This is a genomic window from Stenotrophomonas sp. Ps181 (genome assembly GCF_025697425.1).
Lineage (GTDB): Bacteria > Pseudomonadota > Gammaproteobacteria > Xanthomonadales > Xanthomonadaceae > Stenotrophomonas > Stenotrophomonas sepilia.
The window spans coordinates 412,805-430,626 of record NZ_JAHWBI010000003.1; the positions used below are offsets into that span (position 1 = coordinate 412,805).

A 17,822-nucleotide genomic window follows, 5' to 3' on the forward strand; every position below is an offset into this window, starting at 1 on the left:
CGTGGCGGTGCATGCAGCGGGCCGAAGCAGGGACTGGCGGATCGCGGCTTGTCCCTGCCCTGCCCCGTCAGGGGCGTGGCAATCAGTTCTTGCTGCCGCCGAAGGCGGTGTCGTACTGGCTGTTGCCGGCGAACGTAGCGATACCAGCCAGGGTGGCGGCGTTGGCGCCGAAGAACTGGCCCTGGCTGTTGCCGGTGACCGAACCGTTGGCCACGGCGGTGCCGGCGAAGGACGCATCGGCGCTGTTGATGTTGGCGCTGATCGCCAGGGTCTGGCCACCACCGGTCAGGCCGCCGGTCAGCTTGCCGGTACCGAAGTTCGCGGCGAAGGTGCCGCTGAGCAGGTTGCTGCCGTTGAACTTGTTCAGGCCGGCCACCGCGTACGTGGCGGTGCCGCTGGGCAAGGTGGTGCCCGCACGGTCGCCAGCGAAGTACACCTGGCGGTTGTTGAAGCCACCCGCGGCGCCATCCTTGGACCATTCACCGAACCACACATCGCCACTACCCACCTTGACGAAGTTGAAGTGGCCCATGCCGGCATGGTTGCCGGGGGTGCCGGTGATCGGCATGGCCAGCGTACGTACGGTCACGTTGCCCACGGTGGTGGGGGCCGAGTAGGCGGCCAGGCCCTGGAAGTCGACCGGCTTGGCGTTGGAGACGGTGCCGACACCGATACCGGCCTTGCCTGCGCTGTGCGGGCCGCCGTTGACTTCAGAAGCACCGACCTTGACGTACAGCTGCGCATCGGTGGCCGCGCTGGCCGCACCGACGATGTCGGCAGCCTGGGCAGCACCGGCCAGGGCGAAGGTGGCGGCCACGGCCAGTACGGAACGGGAGATCATCTTCATGGAACTACTCCTTGGGTTGAGGGAACTACGGGTACAACAACGGAACAGGTCATCAGAAGCGCGCGGTGACACCGAGCTTCAGCGTGCGCCCTGGCGCCGGCAGCGTGGAGCGCGTGGCCGGGTCGACGTAGTAGCGGTTGCCGAGGTTGGTGCCGACCAGCTCGACGCTGGCATGGTCGTTGATGCGCCAGCGCGCGTAGGCATCGACGGTGGTGATGTTTCCCCAGGTGAACGGCACGTTCTGCCAGATCAGGCCACCACTGCCGGCGTACAGGCGGTCACGGTAGGCCTGCAGGTCCGGGTTCTGGTGGCGCTGGTAATGCACGATGCGGCTGCCCAGCTCCAGGCGCTCATCGAACAGCCGGGTGCCCAGCGACGCGTTCACCGACAACCGGGGAATGGCCTGGGTCAGCAGGTAGCCACTGACGAAGCCGTCCTGCACGCAGTTGGGCACCTTGCCGGCGAGTGCATCGAGCTGCACCGCCATGCTTTCGTCACAGACCTTGTTTTCCAGCGTGCGGCTGATGCCCAGGTCGGTGAAGAAGCGACGGTTGTCGAACCGCGCCTGCAGCTCCACGCCGCGGATGCGCTGCTTGTCCAGGTTGTCGAACAGGAAATTGCCGTCGCGCTCGATCACGTTGCGGGTCTTGTGCACGTAGTAGGCCAGCTTCACGTCGGCATCAGCGGTGTTGCCGAACAGCGCCGACAGGTTGTGCACGTAGCCCACTTCGTAGTTGTAGGCGTGCTCGGGCTTGAGCGGGTACAGCGGGTTCAGGCTGCTGGAGAACGCGATGGTGCTCTCGAACATGCTGGGGAAACGCACCGCCTCGCTGTAACGGACGTAGGCGCGCGCATTGGGCGAGAAATGCGCGGTGGCCGAGAAGGTCGGCAGCCATGCATGGTCGCGCCTGCGCTCATTGCGCCCGGACACCGTCTGCGGCCGCCCGCTCTGGATGCTGCACAGGATCTGCGCACCCTGCACCGGCAACAGCCCGGGAATGGCCGCCACCTCGCCATTCAGGCAGGGGTTGCTGGCACGGCGGTAGTTGCCGTCCGCATCCGGCAGCCACGGAATGGTGTGCTCCACCGCCACCGGCGTCTCGTACCTGCTCAGCAGGCCCTTCAGCAGATCATCAACGATGAAGCCCATGCCGATGCTGTCCCAGAACTCGCGCTGCGACTCGATGGCGTCGATCTCGCCCTGCAGGCTGGCCGGGCGTTCGGGCAGCTCGTTGACGCGGTAGCGGGCCTCCTTGGGGGACACCGAGGTGGTCATCAGCTCCGGGTGTTCCTGCAGGAAATCATCGAAGGCCCAATAGCGCGCGTAGCGCACGCCGGCACTCAGGGAGAGGAAATCCACCGGCCGCCAGTCCAGCACCAGGTAGCCTTCGCCTTCCTGGCGGCGCCCCGCGCGCGGGTACATGCGCCAGCCATCGCTGACGCCGAAGTACGGGTCCGCCGAGCGCAGTTTCTCGAACTGCCAGTTGCCGCCCACGGTCAGGTCCAGGGTGGGATGCAACGCGAAGCGGTTGCTCAGGGTCAGGCCGGTGCGGTCGTTGCGGGCATTGGCCAGCGCGGTATTGCGCAGGATCGGGCTGCTGCCGGGGTTCCAGTCGGGGTTGCTGGCAAAATTGGGGAAGCCGCCAGCGGTGTACGTATCGCTGGTGGTTTCGGTGCGCCACAGGTTGGCACGCAGGTCCAGCCAGCGGCTGCCGGCGGGCTGCCAGTGGTATTCCAGGTTCCAGGCATCGGCATCGACGCGGCTGAGCGGCCACTGGATGCGACCGTAGTCGGGCGCGGACAGGATGCGCGAGGGCATGATCTCGCCGTAGTGCGAGAGCGTGCGCCGCCAGGTCGCGCGCAGCTGCTGGTCGTCGTTGATCTGCCAGGTCGCCTTCAGCAGCCACGATTCCTGCTCGCTGGAGGTATTGGGCACCTCGTCGCCAGGCTCGAAGTAGCGCGCCAGCGTGGTGATGTAGTCCAGGCCCTTGTACTCGAACTGCTCGCGCGGATCCTGGTCGTAGTAAGCCGCGCCCCGGGTGCCGGAAAAGTAGTTGCCGCGCTTGCGCCAGGCATAGGCCGCCATCAGGTCCACGTGTTCGCCACGCAGGCCCAGCGCCAGCCGCCAGGCCTGGTCTTCCCCGGCGAACACATTGGTTTCAGAACCGCGCGACTTCACCGGCACCAGCAGCGTGCTGTCGGCATACGGTGCCGAGGGCGAGCCCTGCGGGAACCCCGGCACCGTGCGGTAATCCTCGCCGGTATGCAGCCGCGGCAGGCGTGGCGCCACCGCATTGCTGCTGCCTTCGATCTTCAGCTCCCCGCCGAAGCGCTCACCGGCTTCCACTATGTCATCGACGTCGATGGTCTTGATCACCAGCGCGCCGCCGATCCCGCTGTGCACATCGCGCACCAGCCCTGGCCCCTTGATGACCTGGATGCCACCGATCAGGTTGGGATCGATGTAGTTGCGGTTGCTGACGCCGTTATAGCCGCGCCAGACCGTGAGCGCCTGCTCGCCACCGTCGATGCTGACCGGCACCCGCCCCGGCCCCTGGATGCCGCGGATGTTGATGTCCAGCGCGCCGCTGTTGCGCGCATCACCGCTGAACACACCGACCAGATCCTTGACCACGTCGGCCGGATTGGCGCCACGGTAGCGCTCCACCCGGTCGCGCCCCGAATACGCGGTGGTCATGTCCAGCGCGAACACATCGTCGTAGCCACGCCGATCGCGGGCCTCGCCCCCTTCCGTCTGCAGGCGACCGGCCACGTCCAGTGTTTCGGTCACCCGCACCCCGTCCCCTCCCCCTTCCCCCGCCTCCGCTGCGGCGCGCAGGCTCCAGGTGCCATCGGTGCCGCGCTGCGCACGCACGCCGCTTCCGCGCAGCAGCTGCTGCAGGGCCTGCATCTGGCTGTACTCGCCGCTCACCGCGCTGGAGCGACGGCCCTCCACCAGGTCACTGCGGAACACCACCTGCACATCGGCCTGGCGGCCAAAGCTGCGCACGGCATCGGCCAACGGTTGTTCCGGAATGGCGTAACTGCGCAGCGATGCGGCCACCGCCGCTTGCGCCTGCACCACGGGCACCCAGGCCAGCGGCAGCAATGCAGTGGAAATGGCCAGGGCCAGGACGGTAACGCGACGGTGACAGGCGGATGCCGTGGACGGCATGGACAGGAACTCCTCAAGCGGGGCGGGACCACGGGCACGTCCGGTGCCGGTGGTGTGTCTGGCTTGAGAAGAAACGCGGTTTCGCTCTGGCTATACCTCTATAGACAGCGGGCTGCGATGACTGCCCACGGTTTTTTCCTGTTTTTTCATGCGGCCGGTTCGCCCATGCTCCGCAGCTGCATCACCACACCAGCAATGCACCACCGGGCAAGCGCTGCACGCGCAGTCCCGCCTGCGCGGCCACGGCATCGATGGCCGCTTCCGGCTGCTGCAGATGGAACAGGCCGCTGACCCGCACGCGTGCGCCCTGCCCGCCCACCACCCAGACCGGGGCACGCCGGTAGCGGCCGAGATCGGCGATGGCCTGCGCGGCAGGCAGACCGTCGATCACCACTTCACCACGACGCCACGGCGCCATCGCCTCCGGCGCGGCCTGTTGCAGCGGCTGCAGCCAGCGCCGGTCACGGAACGCCCGTGCCTGCCCGGCGCGCAGGCGCTGCACGCTGCCATCGCCCGGGCGCACATCGACCACGCCCTCGCTGACTTCGGTGGTAATGGTGGCGCCCTGCATCGACACGCTGAACGCCGTACCGATATCGCGGATCCGGCCACCGCCGGCCTCGACCTGGAACGGTCGCTGCTCATGCGCCACCTGGAACCAGGCCTGCCCGCGCAGCAGGCGCACGCGCCGCTGCTGACCATCGAACGCGAGTGCCAGCGCGGTGCCGGTATCGAGTACCGCCGTGCTGCCGTCGTCCAGCTGCACCACGCGCGGCGCAGTGCTGCTACGCAGGTCGCTGCGCGCGAGCAGCAATGCGTGGGGCGCGGCCGCGACCATCAGCACCATCACCGCTGCGCTGGCCAGCAGCCACGGCAGCCGGCGGCGCGGTGCGATCGGACGCAGCCCCTGGCGATCGGCGGTCAGTTCGGGCAGCGCGGCCAGCACTTCGGGCCCGGCAGCGTCCAGCCGCAGCCAGAAGGCTTGTTGCTGGCGCCACGCCAGTGCGTGGCGGGGGTCAGCCTGCAGCCAGCGCCGCAGACTGCGTTGCTGGCGTTCCGGCAGCGGGCCTGCACTGCACCGTATCACCCAGCGCAACGCCTGCCTGGCCTGCCGCGGCGAGGGTTCGGACGTGGTCATGGTTGTGGCCTGCCGCACCGCGAACGGGTGCGCTTTCCTGTTGTGACAACGGCGGGCATGATCTGCCCACGGCAATCGCCGCTCATCGGCCCATTCCCCGCTGCTGTTGCTGGATCAGCAGCGCTGCGCGCAGCACATGCTTGCCGACCAGGCTCTTGGAGATTCCCAGGCGCGCAGCGATTTCGCGCTCGCTCAGGCCCAGGTAGCGGTTGAGCACAAAGCACTCGCGCACCTGGGCCGGCAGGGCCAGGATGGTCTGGGTGATCTCGCGCAGCTGCGCCTGGTCCAGTACCTGCGCCTCACCATCACGACTGGCCTCGGCCATGTCGACGGCGTACTCGGCCATGGCACGGCGTTCGCGGGCATCGGCCTGGCTGCGATTGAGCGCGTGATGGTAGGCCATCCGGTACAGATAGCCGCGCGGCTCCAGGATGGGCGGGTCGCCGGGCACGCTGCTGGCCTTCAGGTACAGGTTCTGCAGGGTGTCCTCGGTACTGGCCGGGTCGAGATAGCGTGCGATGAAGCGGGACAACGCACGGCGCTCGCGGATCAGCAGCTCGACCAGCGCCAGGGCATTGGGAGACATAGGTGCCAAGGCCGGACCGGGGAATGATGGGCGTGATGGCGACGGTCCGGGCGTGGATTGTGGGCTGCGCAGCCGCAGGCGGCAAGCGGCAAGCGGCAAGCGGCAAGCGGCACCACGAAAGCATCATCCACGCATGGCGTGGATGGAGGATCTACGGCTCCTGCAACGCATCGAACTGCTCGGCGAGGTAATCGATCAACGCGCGCACCGCTGGCAGCAGCCCCCGCCGCGACGGGAACACCGCATGCACAATGCCGTGCTTCGGCACCCACTCCTGCAGCACCGGCACCAGCGCGCCACTGGCCAGCTCATCGGTGATCATCATCCGCGGCAACATCAACAACCCCACCCCTGCCACCGCGGCAGTGCGCAGCGCGATCATGTCATCGCTGACCAGCCGCGGGCGATGGTGCACGCTGGCCAGCACCTCGCCCGGCCCGGTGTATTCCCAGGCGTGTTGCTGGCTGGGTGATGCCAGATCGACGGTCGGCATCATCGCCAGGTCGGCCGGCACCTGCGGCGTGCCCAGCCGCTGCAGCAGCGCCGGGCTGGCACTGGTACACCAGACCCGGCGCGCCAGCACGCGAACCACCAGGTCACTGTCCTCCAGCGGCGGCGGCCGCACCCGGATCGCCACGTCCATGCCTTCGCCCACCACATCCACGCGCCGGTTGGTGGCCTCCAGCTGCACCGTCACCTGCGGGTACAGGGCCAGGAAATCAGCCAGCATCGCGCCGATGCGCGCATGCAGGATCGCGATCGGGCACGCCAGGCGGATGGTGCCGCGCGGCTCGGCGCGTGACATCGCAATCGCTTCTTCGGCCGCTTCGGCCTCGACCAGCATGGCCTTGCAATGGCGGTAGTAGTCCTGGCCGACCTCGGTGACCGAGAAGCGCCGGGTCGAACGCTGGATCAGGCGCACGCCCAACCGTTCCTCCAGCAGCGCGATGCGCCGGCTCAGTTTCGACTTCGGCATGGCCAGCGCCCGACCGGCCTGCGAGAAGCCGCCGTGCTCGACCACCATGGCGAAGTAGAACAGGTCGTTGAGGTCACAACGGCGGATATCTGCGATGAACACGGGGCGATCTCCTGCGGCTCATGGCCTGCGACCATTGTTCACCAGATAGGACTATGACGGCAAATACTGGCATCTACCGGCCATATTGTCGCGGCGATATCGTCTTCGCAACGAAGAACAGCGGCCGGCAACCCCGGCCAGGAGATCGCCATGAAGCGTGTCACCGGTACCTACAGCGCCCCCCGCCCGCACTGGGTGGGCGACGGATTCCCCGCCCGCTCGTTGTTTTCCTACAACACCCACGGCCAGCACCTGAGCCCGTTCCTGCTGCTGGACTATGCCGGCCCCTACACCTTCGCCCCCAGCGATACCCCGCGTGGCGTCGGCCAGCATCCGCACCGCGGATTCGAGACCGTCACCATCGTCTATGAGGGTGAGGTCGCGCACCGCGATTCGACCGGCGCCGGCGGCACCATCGGCCCGGGTGACGTGCAGTGGATGACGGCGGCCTCCGGCATCCTTCATGAGGAATTCCACACACCGGCGTTCAGCAGGCGCGGCGGCACGCTGGACATGGTCCAGCTGTGGGTGAACCTGCCGGCACGCGACAAGATGGGCGCACCGGGCTACCAGACCCTGCTCGACGCAGAGATTCCCTCGGTGGATCTGCCCGATGGCGCCGGCCGCGTGCGGGTCATCGCCGGCCGCTTCGACGGCCACCCCGGCCCGGCGCGCACCCACACGCCGATGGATGTCTGGGACATCCGCCTGCAGCAGGGCCGCCACGCCGAACTGCCGGTCGCCGAGGGCCGCACGCTGGCGCTGGTGGTGCTGAGGGGTACGGTGCGGATCAACGGCGGTCCGCCGGTCGGCGAGGCGCAACTGGTCACCTTCGACCGCAGTGGCGAAGACGTGTTCGTCGATGCCGACAGTGACGCCACTGTGCTGCTGCTCAGCGGCGAACCGATCGACGAACCGGTGGTCGGCTACGGCCCGTTCGTGATGAACAGCCAGGCCGAGATCGCGCAGGCGGTCAACGACTTCAACAGTGGTCGCTTCGGCCGGATCGCGCACTGAACACTTCAACGCGGCGGGCTGCGGCCCGCCACAGCCATCGGGCCATCGCCCAACCTCCCCAGGAGACTGACCATGAGTACCCCCGCCAACTTCAACGGTGCCCGTCCGGTGATCGATCCAGACAACGCCGCGATGCTGCTGATCGATCACCAGAGCGGCCTGTTCCAGACCATTGGTGACATGCCGTTCACTTCGGTGCGCGCGCATGCAACCGCGTTGGCGAAGATGGCCACGCTGGCAAAGATGCCGGTGATCACCACCGCCTCGGTACCGCAGGGCCCGAACGGCCCGCTGATCCCGGAGATCCACGACGCGGCCCCGCATGCCCAGTACGTGGCACGCAAGGGCGAGATCAACGCCTGGGACAACCCGGACTTCGTTGCTGCGGTGAAGGCCACCGGCCGCAGGCAGCTGATCATTGCCGGCACCATCACCAGCGTGTGCATGGCCTTCCCGTCGATTGCCGCCGTTGCCGATGGCTACCAGGTGTTCGCGGTCATCGATGCCTCCGGTACCTACTCGAAGATGGCCGAGGAGATCACCCTGGCCCGCGTGGTGCAGGCCGGCGTGGTGCCGATGGACACCGCTGCGGTCGCCTCGGAGATCCAGCGCAGCTGGAACCGCGACGATGCCGAGCAGTGGGCCGAGGTCTACACCAAGATCTTCCCGAACTACCAGCTGCTGATCGAAAGCTACCTGAAGGCCCGGGACGTGCAGAAGAACCATGAACCGCTGGATTCGCAGCGCAGTTGAGTGGCCCTCGTGCCGGCCAGCCGCCGGCTCCCCCCCTGAACAGGAGATCCATCATGTCCAGTGAACCGATCCGCGACCCGGCCAGCGATCATCTGCTGACCCCGCAGAATTCCGCCTTCATCATCATCGACTACCAGCCGGTGCAGGTGAACTCCATCGCCTCGATGGACCGCCAGTTGCTGGTCAACAACATTGTCGGCACCGCCAAGGCCGCAGTGGCTTACGGTCTGCCGATCGTGCATTCGACGGTCAACGTCAAGACCGGCCTGAACAAGCCGCCGATTCCACAGCTGCGCAAGGTGCTGGGCGACTACCCCACCTACGACCGCACCACCATCAATTCCTGGGAGGACGTCGAGTTCCGCAAGGCGGTGGAAGCCACCGGCCGCCGCAAGCTGATCATGACCGCGCTGTGGACCGAGGCGTGCCTGACTTTCCCGGCCCTGGATGCGTTGAAGGAAGGCTTTGAGGTGTATGTGGTGGTCGACGCCGTCGGCGGCACCTCGCTGGCCGCGCACGATGCCGCACTGCGCCGCATCGAACAGGCCGGTGGCCAGCTGATCAGCGTGCCGCAGCTGTTCTGCGAACTGCAGCGCGACTGGGCCCGCTCGGCAACGGTGCCGGCCTTCATGAATCTCTTCATTGAAACCGGTGGTACCGCGGGCATCCAGTTCTCGTACGATCGTACCGAGTGATTGGGTGGCGGCGCCGGTCCTGGCCAGCGCCGCCTTTTGGCGCAGTCGAGCATGGCTGGCGCCGCAGACAGATGGAGAACGTGATGGCCTACGCACGCATTGTTTCGACCGCTGACAACTATCTGCACCACATCAGCAACGGCAGCTTCGATGTGGATGCGGACGAGCCCGCCTCGCTGGGCGGCCAGGGCAAGGGCTTCGCACCGTTCGATCTGTACCTGGCCTCGCTGGCGGCGTGTACCGCCATCACCCTGCGCATGTATGCGCAGCGCAAGGGCTGGGAGCTGGGCGAGTTCCATGCCGAGCTGCGCTCGGAACGTGACGAGGATGGACGTTTCCACGTGCACCGCGTGCTGCATGCCAGCGCCGAGCTGAGTGATGCGCAGTGGCAGCGGTTGCTGGAGGTGGTGGAGAAGACCCCGGTGACCCTGGTGATGCGCGAAGGTGCACGCATCACCAGTGAGCGCGGGGTCGCGGCGTAACCCCATCCATGCATGGCGTGGATCTACAGACGACGCTCGCCGGGCATGGCCCGGCGCTACCGGAGCGGCGCGGGGCCATCGGGTAGCGCCGGGCCATGCCCGGCGGCCGCTCAGCGCCGTGAATGCAGCACGGTGCGCTGGCGCATCGCGTTGAATTCCTGCTCCACCTGCTGGATATCCTCGGCCTGGAACCCGGCCGCGTCCAGCAGCTGGTCGGCGGCGGCCGCCGCCAGCGGATCGTCGTCACGCTGGCGCCAGCAGCGCGCCGGCAGGAAGTAACCCACTTCGCTGCGCCCGCGCATGATCACCACCGGCCGGCCTGCATACAGCAGGAATTCCGCCAGGTGCTGGCGCAGCCCCTCCACCGAGACATAGGCCGGCCCGATGCCCAGCGATCGACTGGACGGTTCGGAACTTTCGAACAGCTTGCGACGGCTCATCCACTCCTCCTTATGTGCAACGCGTGGTCTCCTTTCCCTAGACGGGCGCATCACTGCGCCCCCGCCACGCACTACGTGATCCAGATCACGCCGTCACTCAGAACCCGGTATTGAACTCCAGCTGGAACACGTCGATCGACAGTGGAGCACCGGACACTTCCTTGGCCGCCATCCACTTGCCGCTGATCCAGCTGCGCGCGTCCAGCGCGTAGGCGCCGCCCACGTAGTAGCCGCGGGCGTTGGTGCCACCGAGGTGGAAGTTCGGGTCGTTGTAGGCATCCGGCAGCGCATCGGCCTCGATGCGCTTGTAGCCCAGCAGCGCCTGCCACTGGCCCTTCTCCTTCAGGTCGGCGGCCCCGAAGGTGGCCTGCACCATCCAGGCGGTGTCGCCGCTGCGGAACGTATCGATGCCGGCGGTGCCACCGGCACCGTAGTTGTTGACGATGCCGTTGTTGGCGCGGATGAACATCTTCTGCTTGTCGTAGGCCAGGTTACGGATGTAGTCGCCATCCAGGCGCAGGCCGATGCCCTGGGCCAGCTGCGTATCCCAGCGCAGGTTCAGCGTGGCCAGGCGGAATGCCGAGGCCAGGCCGACATACTGCGGGGTGGGCGTGTTGGCTGGATCCAGCGGGTTGCGTGCGATGTCGCGGATCAGCATCAGGGTGTTGCCCTTCTGCATGAAGGCCGGGCGCGACCAGTCCGTGTCGCAGCCGACCGCGCCTGCGTACAGCGCGCACGGCGAGGACAGGCGGCCGCTGATGTTCTTGAAGTCGTAGTAGCCCAGCGCCGCGCGCAGCGCGTTGTCGTCGTTGAAGCGCCAGTCCACGCCCACCTGCGCACCGGACAGCCACTTGTTCTCGTTCGGCGTCTTGACCCGGCTCTGGCTGGGCGCGCTGTCGGAGGTGTACTCCAGCGGTACCACCGCCAGATTACCGAACAGGCCAAGGTCACCGTCGTCGAAGTCGTACTGCAGGTTGGCGGCCAGGCCATCGAAGTTCAGGTCGTTGGAGAACAGCGTATCGCTGGTCCAGAACGGATTGCCGAAGCGGCCGCCGCGCACCGTCACCCAATCGGCCGGGCTGTAGGCCAGCCAGGCCTGGTCCAGCCACACGTCCTTCTTGCTCAGGCCACCCCCCAGCTGCTCGGTCGTTGACACCGGGCCATTGCTGCTGCCACTGGCCAGGCGCACGCCGGCCGTGGTGTGCTGGCCGATGGTCGCCTCGATGCCCAGGCGAGCGCGGATGCGCCACAGGTTGCGGCGGTCCTGGCGGGTGTTCAGCAGCGGCGGCAGCTGCAGGTTGGTGTTGGTGTTGGTGTCGAAGCCGTTGCCGGAATTGATCGACGACCAGTTACTGACGATGTCGCTGTTGCGTTCGGAGAAGAAGCGCGACTCGCTGCGCACCCGCATGTCACCGGTGACCTTGATGCGCTTGGTCCACTCAGCCACTTCGTTCGGCGCCGCCCAGCCCTCGGACCTGGCCTGCGTCATCACCTCCTGGCGCACCTCGTCACGAATGCCGTCGCGCACGCTCTGCGGTACGTACGGCACGCGCACGTCACCGGCCTCCAGGGCCACGCCACCACTGGCGGCCGGGGTCCCGGCGGCCGCGGTGTGCTGCAACGCCGCTGCTTCGGCCTGCGCCTGCACCAGCAATGCCTGGCCGTCTTCGGGTTTCAGTGCACCGCTGGCGATCAGCCCCTTGATCAGCTTGACCATGGTGGTTTCGGCGGCCATCGCGCCGGCCGGGGCGGCCAGGCTGAGCAGCACGGCGCAGCACAGCAGCGCCCGTCGGGCCGGCCGCGGGCGGCGGGAATCGGTTCGTGCGCGGACGTGGTCGTTCATCACGGTTCTCATCGAAAGAAGGGAAATCACGGAGGTCGGGGAATCAGGCCCCGGGCCGGCGGCCCTGGATCAGGACGCGGGCGGGGAAATCAAGCGACGGCGGCGGTGCCTGGTCGACCTTGCCGATGCGACGCAGTGCATCGAGCACGGCCGCGTCGGCCTCCTCGTTGCCACTGCCACGCACCAGCTCGACCTTTTCCAGGCGACCATCGCTGGCCAGCCACACATTCACCTGCAGCTGGAACGCCAGGCGCTTGACCTTGTCGTCGCGCGAGATCGCCTGCTGCATCAGGTAGCCGAGGTAGCGCCCATAGGTGGCATTGCCGGCACCGCCACGACCGACGCCGGACGAACCGCCGCCGCTGCCGGACTGGATGCCGAAGTTGTCGCCACCGGCCTGCGCGTCGGCATTCATCGTCACCGGATCGGTGTTGTCCGGGGTCGGCGTCGGCTCTTCGGCCGGCGTCGGCTGATCCAGCGGCTCCGGCTCGGGCATCGTCTCTTCCGGCGGCGTTTCCGGCTCCGGCGGTTTTTCCGGCGGCGGCGGGGGGGGCGGTGGCGGTGGCGGCAACGCCAGCATCGGCGGCTGCACCACCGGCCGACGGGTGCTGGCGGTGTCCCTGAACAGCAGCCACCACAGTGCGACACCGAGCACCAGCAACGCGACCAGCACCAGCGCGACGGTCACCAGCAACGAGCGACCACGCATGCCGGGCTCCGGCCGAGGGGGTTGATGGGCGGTCATGCCTCAGCCCTGCGCCTTGCCGGTGACCAGGCCCACCTGGGCCAGCTCCAGGCGCCGCAGCAGGTCCAGCACCTCGACCACGCGGGCATACTGCACCTGCGCGTCGCCGCGCACGATCACCGGGAAATCCGGCGTGGTCGCGCGTTCGGTACGCAGGCGGTCTTCCAGCTCCGCCATCGTCACCGGGTACGCATCCAGGAACACCTGGCCGCTGGGGTCGATGGTGATCGCCTTGGTCTTCGGTTTCTCCAGCGCCACGGCGTTGCTGGCCTTTGGCAGGTTGACCTCGATGCCGGGGATGGACGCGTTGCTGGTCAGGATGAAGATCACCAGCACCACCAGCAGCACGTCGACGAAGGGCGTCACGTTGATGCCCTTCTCGCGCTTCTTGATGCCGAACTTCGCCTTCTGGCCCATGACGCGCCCTCAGCCCTGGACCGCGGCCGGGCCGCGCCCGTCCTGCTCTTCGGCCAGGCGCGCGGCGAACTCGTCGATGAACACCGCCATGTCCGCACCGATCGCTTCGGCACGCGCGCCCAGGTAGTTGTAGCCGAACAGTGCCGGGATCGCGACGCCAAGACCGGCCGCCGTACACAGCAACGCTGCGGCCATGCCGGGTGCCACCGAGTTGATGTCGACCGCGCCGGCCATCGCCGCCACCACGAACACCAGCATGATGCCGATCACGGTACCGAACAGGCCCACGTACGGCGCGCCTTCGATGGTGGTCGACAGCCAGTTCATGCGCCGTGCCATCGCTTCCTGCTCGCGCACCATCACCGCGTCCATCGACGCGCGGATTGCCGCGATGGTGGCGCCACTGAGGTAACCACTGTTGCCGTCGCGCTGGTGGCGCTGCTGCATTTCATCGATGGCCACCTGGTAGATGCGCCACAACGAACCATCGTGCATCGCGGCCGGTGCCTTGCCCTGGCGGTCCATGTCGGACAGGGTGCGCAGCGGCACGCCGGACAGCTTGCCGAAGCTCTCGGTGAACACCGCATTGGCCTTGCTGGTGCGGCCGAAGTGGCGTCCCTTGGCAATCATGATCGCCCACGACAGCAGCATCATCAGGCCGAGGATGGCCACCACCACCCAGGCATCGAACGGCATCGCCTTGAGAATGAAGGCAAAGTGGCTCTGCCCGGCGGACTGCTCGTCGGCGCCGTAGCTGATCAGCCGCGAATCGGCACCCTGTGCGGTGGCATCGGCCAGCAGCAGTGCCGCCGGTCGTGCCACGCGCGAGATACGCAGCTCATCCAGTGCGCCCTCGAAATTGGCCAGCGGCTGCACCGCGCCAGGAGCATCGGCGCCCACCACCGGCGTGGTGCCCAGCGCCGGCAGCTCGCCGCTCATCTGGGCGACCACGCGGCCATTGAGGTACAGCTGCAGTGAGCCCTTCTCCGCTGTCAGCGCCACGTGCGCCCATTGCCCTTCCGGAATCGGCTGTGCCGGCGTGCTGCGCTGTCCGTTGAGCTGCACGAACGGCACCCGGTTCTCGATGCCCAGCACCAGTTCGGAAGCGCCGTCACGACGGGCGTAGATCGCCTGCGCAGCGGTGTTGCTGCCTGGCTTGATCCAGGCCGAAACGGTGAACGGCGCACCCGCCTCCTGTGCAAGCGATGCGCTGGCCGGCAGCGGCAGCGGGCCTGCACCCAACTGAACGCCGCGGCCGATCACCGAACCTTCCGACGACGGCACCACGGCACCGGCATTGTTGCCATAGGCGGTGGTGTCGCGTGCCGGTGCATTGGCCTCGGCAAAGTGGTAGACCAGCGTGTAGTCCGGATCGAACACCTGCTGGCCGTTGCCGCTGGCCGGGGCCTTTTCATTGCCGTAGTACATCCAGATGGTCTGCGGCGCTGCGGCGCTGACCGCCGGCACATCCACCCAGACCAGGGCCATGCCCATCCTGGAATCGAACTGCTCGATCTGGTGGGCCAGCACGGTACGGCCATCACCCGAGACGAAGCGCAGGTCGTTGCCCGCGTCCTGGGTGCCGTCGAAGCCGAAGTTGCCGGTATGCAGGCGCAGCAGCAGCGGCGTGCGGCCCGGGTCACCGGCCAGGCCCGCGCCCTGCGGGCCGGCGTCGATGGTGATCGGCTTGCGGTACTTCCATTCGGCCTGCCACCAATTGGCATCGGCCGCAGCCGCCGGCAGAGCAACCAGCGCGGCCAGCAGCAACAACACTCGGGAAAGCAAACGGTCCATGCGAGGGGTCTCCGGAGAACGCATGTTCAAGGGAAGGGTCAGTAACTTGTGCTGATGTTGAAATGCAGGCGCGGGTCGTCCTTGCGCGTGACCGGGCCATCGGCATACGGCCAGGCGTAGTCCAGGCGCAGTTGCAGGTGTTCGCCCAGGCGCAGCTGCGCGCCCAGGCCGACCGAGGCCAGGTTGTACTTGTCACGCTGCTCGGGTAGCGGCTGGCGCAGGCGCAGGTAGGCCGCATCGGCAAAGCTGTAGACACGCAGGTCGGTGCCGCGCCACAGCGACCACGCCGGGGTGCGCCATTCCAGGCTGGCCAGGCCGCCGTAATCGCCGATCGCCTCGGCCGACAGGTAGCCGCGCACGGTGTACATGCCACCTGCGGCGAACTGCTCGGCCGACACCAGTGGCGCATCGGTTACCTGCAGCGACCCGCGCGCATACCACTGCCAGTCGCTGCCGAAGGTATGTGTGTTGGCCACGTCGGCCTTGAAGGCCACGAAACTCGGGTCGGCCCAGTAGCGCTTCTGCCCGAACGCAGTGGCGTCGCTGCCGTAACCGAACAGGCGGCGGGTACCGGCCACCAGCTGGGTGTTGATGCTCAGCTGATCGTGCTCGCCCTGGCGCACGCCGACCAAGGCCAGGGTGATCGGCGCGTACTTCAGCGGCGTCTTCAGGCTGTCCTTGCCCATCTGGGTATCTTCCTCGGTGTCCTTGAAATCCACACCGAGGCTGAGCTGGCGCCACCATTGGCTGCTGCCGGACAGGCGATAGTTGAGCTTGAGGCCGATCGAATGGCCGTTGCCGATCACATTGGTGCCGGTGCCGGTGCCGACCTGCCCGCCCGCATTCAACACGCGGCTGTCGGATCTGTAGCCGGAGGCTTCCAGGCTCCACGGCGTGCCTTCGAACGGCATTGTGTACGAGGCGGAAAAGACCTTGGCCTGCTTCGTGTCTTCCGGCGCCAGGTACACGCCGATGTTGGCGCTGTGCCCACGCTTCCACAGGTTGTCGTAGGCCAGCGATGCACTCAGGCGCAGCTTCTCGGTGTCGGCGCTATGGTCGTTGTTGAGTGACGCACTGGCACGCCACGGCGACTTCTCCTCGACCTGCAGGTCCACATCCATCGTGCCCGGCACCTGGCCCTCGCGCACCAATGGCATCACCTGGCGACGTCCGCCTTCATTCAGCGCGGTCAGTTCCTTCTGCGCCTGGTCGAAATCCGGCACCTTGCCCTCGGCCAGCGCCGGCACGCGTTCGCGGATGCGTTCGGGCGATTCGTGGCGGGTGCCGACCACGCGCAGCTGGCCGATCGGCGTCTGCTGCACCTTCAGCAGCACCACGCCGCCACTGACCTGCTGCTCGGGCAGCTCGACGTAGACCGACTGGTAGCCGGCCTGCTGGTAGAGCGCATGGACCGCATCGCGCGCCTTCTCGACATCGGCCAGGGTCTTGCCCGGGCCGAGGAACGGTTCCACCGCCCGTTCAATCTCCCGCGGATCGAGCACCGTGTTGCCTCGCACGATGTATTCGTTGATGTTCACGCTGGGCGCGGGTGCGGCCTCCTGCGCGAGCAGCGGCATCGACAACGGCAGCGCTGCCAGTGCCAGCGTCAACGGATGCAGGCGCAGCGGAAGGCGAACGGCTCGGCACGGGACAAGAGTCATCGAAGGCATCGCGTCGTATCGAAGGGAGGGGCCAGGGAGCGGCGCGTGGATCTACCAACAGGACGTGTACATCGCGTCAAAGCCGCCAACAGTTTTGTGACAGCACTGTCATCTTTTGACAGCGCCGCAACGCACGCAGGCGGACCCTGCCTTGGCCACCCGTCTTCGTTGCAGAACATCGATTGCTGCGGGAGAGTCGAGATGCGTGAATCGTTGATGCCGGTCCTGCGCGCTGCGCTCACCCTCGCCCTGCTGCTGGCGCTGCCATCGGGTCGCGCCGACGAGGCGAAGATGCAGGAAGGAGCTGCGCCCTGCATCGAAGTGCAGGTCAACGGCGAGCGGATTCCGGCCTGGGACTGCCTGCAACGCAAGCTGGCGCCTGCGACAAGGCCGGCGAAGCCGCCAGCGCTCCCCGAAGCCGAACGCCTGATGCAGCAGCCCGGCAACCAGCTGATGCAGTACAACCTGGAAGGCACGCGGCAGCGCATGGGCGATGCGTTCGGGCGCTCGGTGGTGCCGCAGCGACCTGCGCGCTGAGCCTGCACGGCTGTAGAGCCGTACCCACGCTCGGCTCCTCCTGCGTGTCCTTCAACACCCATGCAAAGGCAGCCGAGCGTGGGCTCGGCCCTACGGGAAGCCCCCCTTCGGGGCAGCCGGCACGATGCCATCGCTCGGCACCGGTGGCAGCGTGGGCACCGCTAGGCTGCGCGACTGCCCTGCCTGGTTCAGCTCCACCGTATCGGCACTGATGCTGGCCAGCACCGTGCAGGGCCCCAACCGCTGGCCCGGCGCGTAGGCTTCGGCTGGACGCCCATCCACCGAAAGCAGCGCAAGCGGTGCGTGGTCGCCAGCCATCACACCCAGCACCACCACCTCGGTCTGCACTGCGCCGGGGGACAACAGTCGCACCAGCGGCAGGCTTGCCACCGCATCGGCCAACGGCCGCACCGCCGCCTCGGTCTTCGCCTCGCTGGCCACGGCCGCCGGCGCCACCGCAGACAGGGTGACGCTCCAGTAGGCCACCACGGCCAGCAGCAGCGCCGCCGCCAGCAGGGTCAACATGCGATTGCGATCCCAGCGCCAGCCGTCCATGTTCCGCACCATCGCCACGTTCGTGTCCGCCTACGCTAGCAGGTGCGGCTGACGCTTTT

Annotated in this window: 17 protein-coding genes; 5 read left to right on the forward strand and 12 right to left on the reverse strand. The window is 67.5% G+C overall.

What is annotated here, in order from left to right; translation table 11 throughout:
* Positions 1-82 precede the first annotated feature (82 nt).
* The 5 genes from KXV01_RS08845 to KXV01_RS08865 all read right to left on the reverse strand — a co-directional run bounded on the left by KXV01_RS08845 (position 83) and on the right by KXV01_RS08865 (position 6,824).
* Positions 83-847 (reverse strand): Slam-dependent surface lipoprotein, encoded by a 765-nt coding sequence (locus KXV01_RS08845; protein ID WP_049411579.1) that lies wholly within the window; start codon positions 845-847, stop codon positions 83-85.
* Between the two features lie 52 nt (positions 848-899).
* On the reverse strand, positions 900-4,022 hold the full coding sequence (locus KXV01_RS08850) for a TonB-dependent receptor (protein WP_263467712.1): 3,123 nt from the start codon (positions 4,020-4,022) through the stop codon (positions 900-902).
* Positions 4,023-4,203: 181 nt separating this feature from the next.
* Complete coding sequence (locus KXV01_RS08855) at positions 4,204-5,160, reverse strand: FecR domain-containing protein (RefSeq protein WP_099485584.1); 957 nt, start codon at positions 5,158-5,160, stop codon at positions 4,204-4,206.
* 82 nt (positions 5,161-5,242) lie between these two features.
* Positions 5,243-5,746, reverse strand: a complete 504-nt coding sequence (locus KXV01_RS08860; RefSeq protein WP_049411585.1) for an RNA polymerase sigma factor — start codon at positions 5,744-5,746, stop codon at positions 5,243-5,245.
* A gap of 151 nt (positions 5,747-5,897) precedes the next feature.
* Positions 5,898-6,824: a LysR family transcriptional regulator gene (locus tag KXV01_RS08865; RefSeq protein WP_164284723.1), complete on the reverse strand. Its 927-nt coding sequence runs from the start codon at positions 6,822-6,824 to the stop codon at positions 5,898-5,900.
* 150 nt (positions 6,825-6,974) lie between these two features.
* Between KXV01_RS08865 and KXV01_RS08870 the strand changes: the two genes are divergently transcribed.
* The 4 genes from KXV01_RS08870 (at position 6,975) to KXV01_RS08885 (ending at position 9,771) form a co-directional block, all read left to right on the forward strand.
* On the forward strand, positions 6,975-7,841 hold the full coding sequence (locus KXV01_RS08870; protein ID WP_099485580.1) for a pirin family protein: 867 nt from the start codon (positions 6,975-6,977) through the stop codon (positions 7,839-7,841).
* A 72-nt stretch (positions 7,842-7,913) separates the two neighbouring features.
* The gene (locus KXV01_RS08875) at positions 7,914-8,594 is read left to right on the forward strand and encodes a hydrolase (protein WP_099485578.1); all 681 of its coding nucleotides are present in this window, start codon (positions 7,914-7,916) and stop codon (positions 8,592-8,594) included.
* A 53-nt stretch (positions 8,595-8,647) separates the two neighbouring features.
* The gene (locus KXV01_RS08880) at positions 8,648-9,289 is read left to right on the forward strand and encodes a hydrolase (protein WP_111207451.1); all 642 of its coding nucleotides are present in this window, start codon (positions 8,648-8,650) and stop codon (positions 9,287-9,289) included.
* Positions 9,290-9,372: 83 nt separating this feature from the next.
* Positions 9,373-9,771, forward strand: coding sequence for an OsmC family protein (locus tag KXV01_RS08885; protein ID WP_049411600.1), 399 nt, complete (start codon positions 9,373-9,375; stop codon positions 9,769-9,771).
* Positions 9,772-9,881: 110 nt separating this feature from the next.
* Here the strand turns inward: KXV01_RS08885 and KXV01_RS08890 are convergent, their stop codons facing one another.
* The 6 genes from KXV01_RS08890 to KXV01_RS08915 all read right to left on the reverse strand — a co-directional run bounded on the left by KXV01_RS08890 (position 9,882) and on the right by KXV01_RS08915 (position 16,671).
* On the reverse strand, positions 9,882-10,211 hold the full coding sequence (locus KXV01_RS08890) for a hypothetical protein (RefSeq protein ID WP_005416760.1): 330 nt from the start codon (positions 10,209-10,211) through the stop codon (positions 9,882-9,884).
* A gap of 97 nt (positions 10,212-10,308) precedes the next feature.
* On the reverse strand, positions 10,309-12,054 hold the full coding sequence (locus KXV01_RS08895) for a putative porin (protein WP_049413905.1): 1,746 nt from the start codon (positions 12,052-12,054) through the stop codon (positions 10,309-10,311).
* Between the two features lie 43 nt (positions 12,055-12,097).
* Positions 12,098-12,763 carry a cell envelope integrity protein TolA gene (locus KXV01_RS08900; RefSeq protein WP_262223203.1) on the reverse strand — a complete coding sequence of 222 codons (666 nt, stop codon included), beginning with the start codon at positions 12,761-12,763 and terminating at the stop codon, positions 12,098-12,100.
* 39 nt (positions 12,764-12,802) lie between these two features.
* Positions 12,803-13,216, reverse strand: coding sequence for a biopolymer transporter ExbD (locus tag KXV01_RS08905; protein WP_049413909.1), 414 nt, complete (start codon positions 13,214-13,216; stop codon positions 12,803-12,805).
* A gap of 9 nt (positions 13,217-13,225) precedes the next feature.
* Entirely contained in the window at positions 13,226-15,010 is a 1,785-nt protein-coding gene (locus KXV01_RS08910) for a MotA/TolQ/ExbB proton channel family protein (RefSeq protein WP_111096245.1), read from the reverse strand.
* 38 nt (positions 15,011-15,048) lie between these two features.
* Entirely contained in the window at positions 15,049-16,671 is a 1,623-nt protein-coding gene (locus KXV01_RS08915; RefSeq protein ID WP_111096244.1) for a ShlB/FhaC/HecB family hemolysin secretion/activation protein, read from the reverse strand.
* A 201-nt stretch (positions 16,672-16,872) separates the two neighbouring features.
* Between KXV01_RS08915 and KXV01_RS08920 the strand changes: the two genes are divergently transcribed.
* Complete coding sequence (locus tag KXV01_RS08920; protein ID WP_111096243.1) at positions 16,873-17,208, forward strand: hypothetical protein; 336 nt, start codon at positions 16,873-16,875, stop codon at positions 17,206-17,208.
* Between the two features lie 90 nt (positions 17,209-17,298).
* Here KXV01_RS08920 and KXV01_RS08925 read toward each other — a convergent pair whose 3' ends face one another.
* The gene (locus KXV01_RS08925; protein ID WP_181452452.1) at positions 17,299-17,775 is read right to left on the reverse strand and encodes a general secretion pathway protein; all 477 of its coding nucleotides are present in this window, start codon (positions 17,773-17,775) and stop codon (positions 17,299-17,301) included.
* Positions 17,776-17,822: the final 47 nt, after the last annotated feature.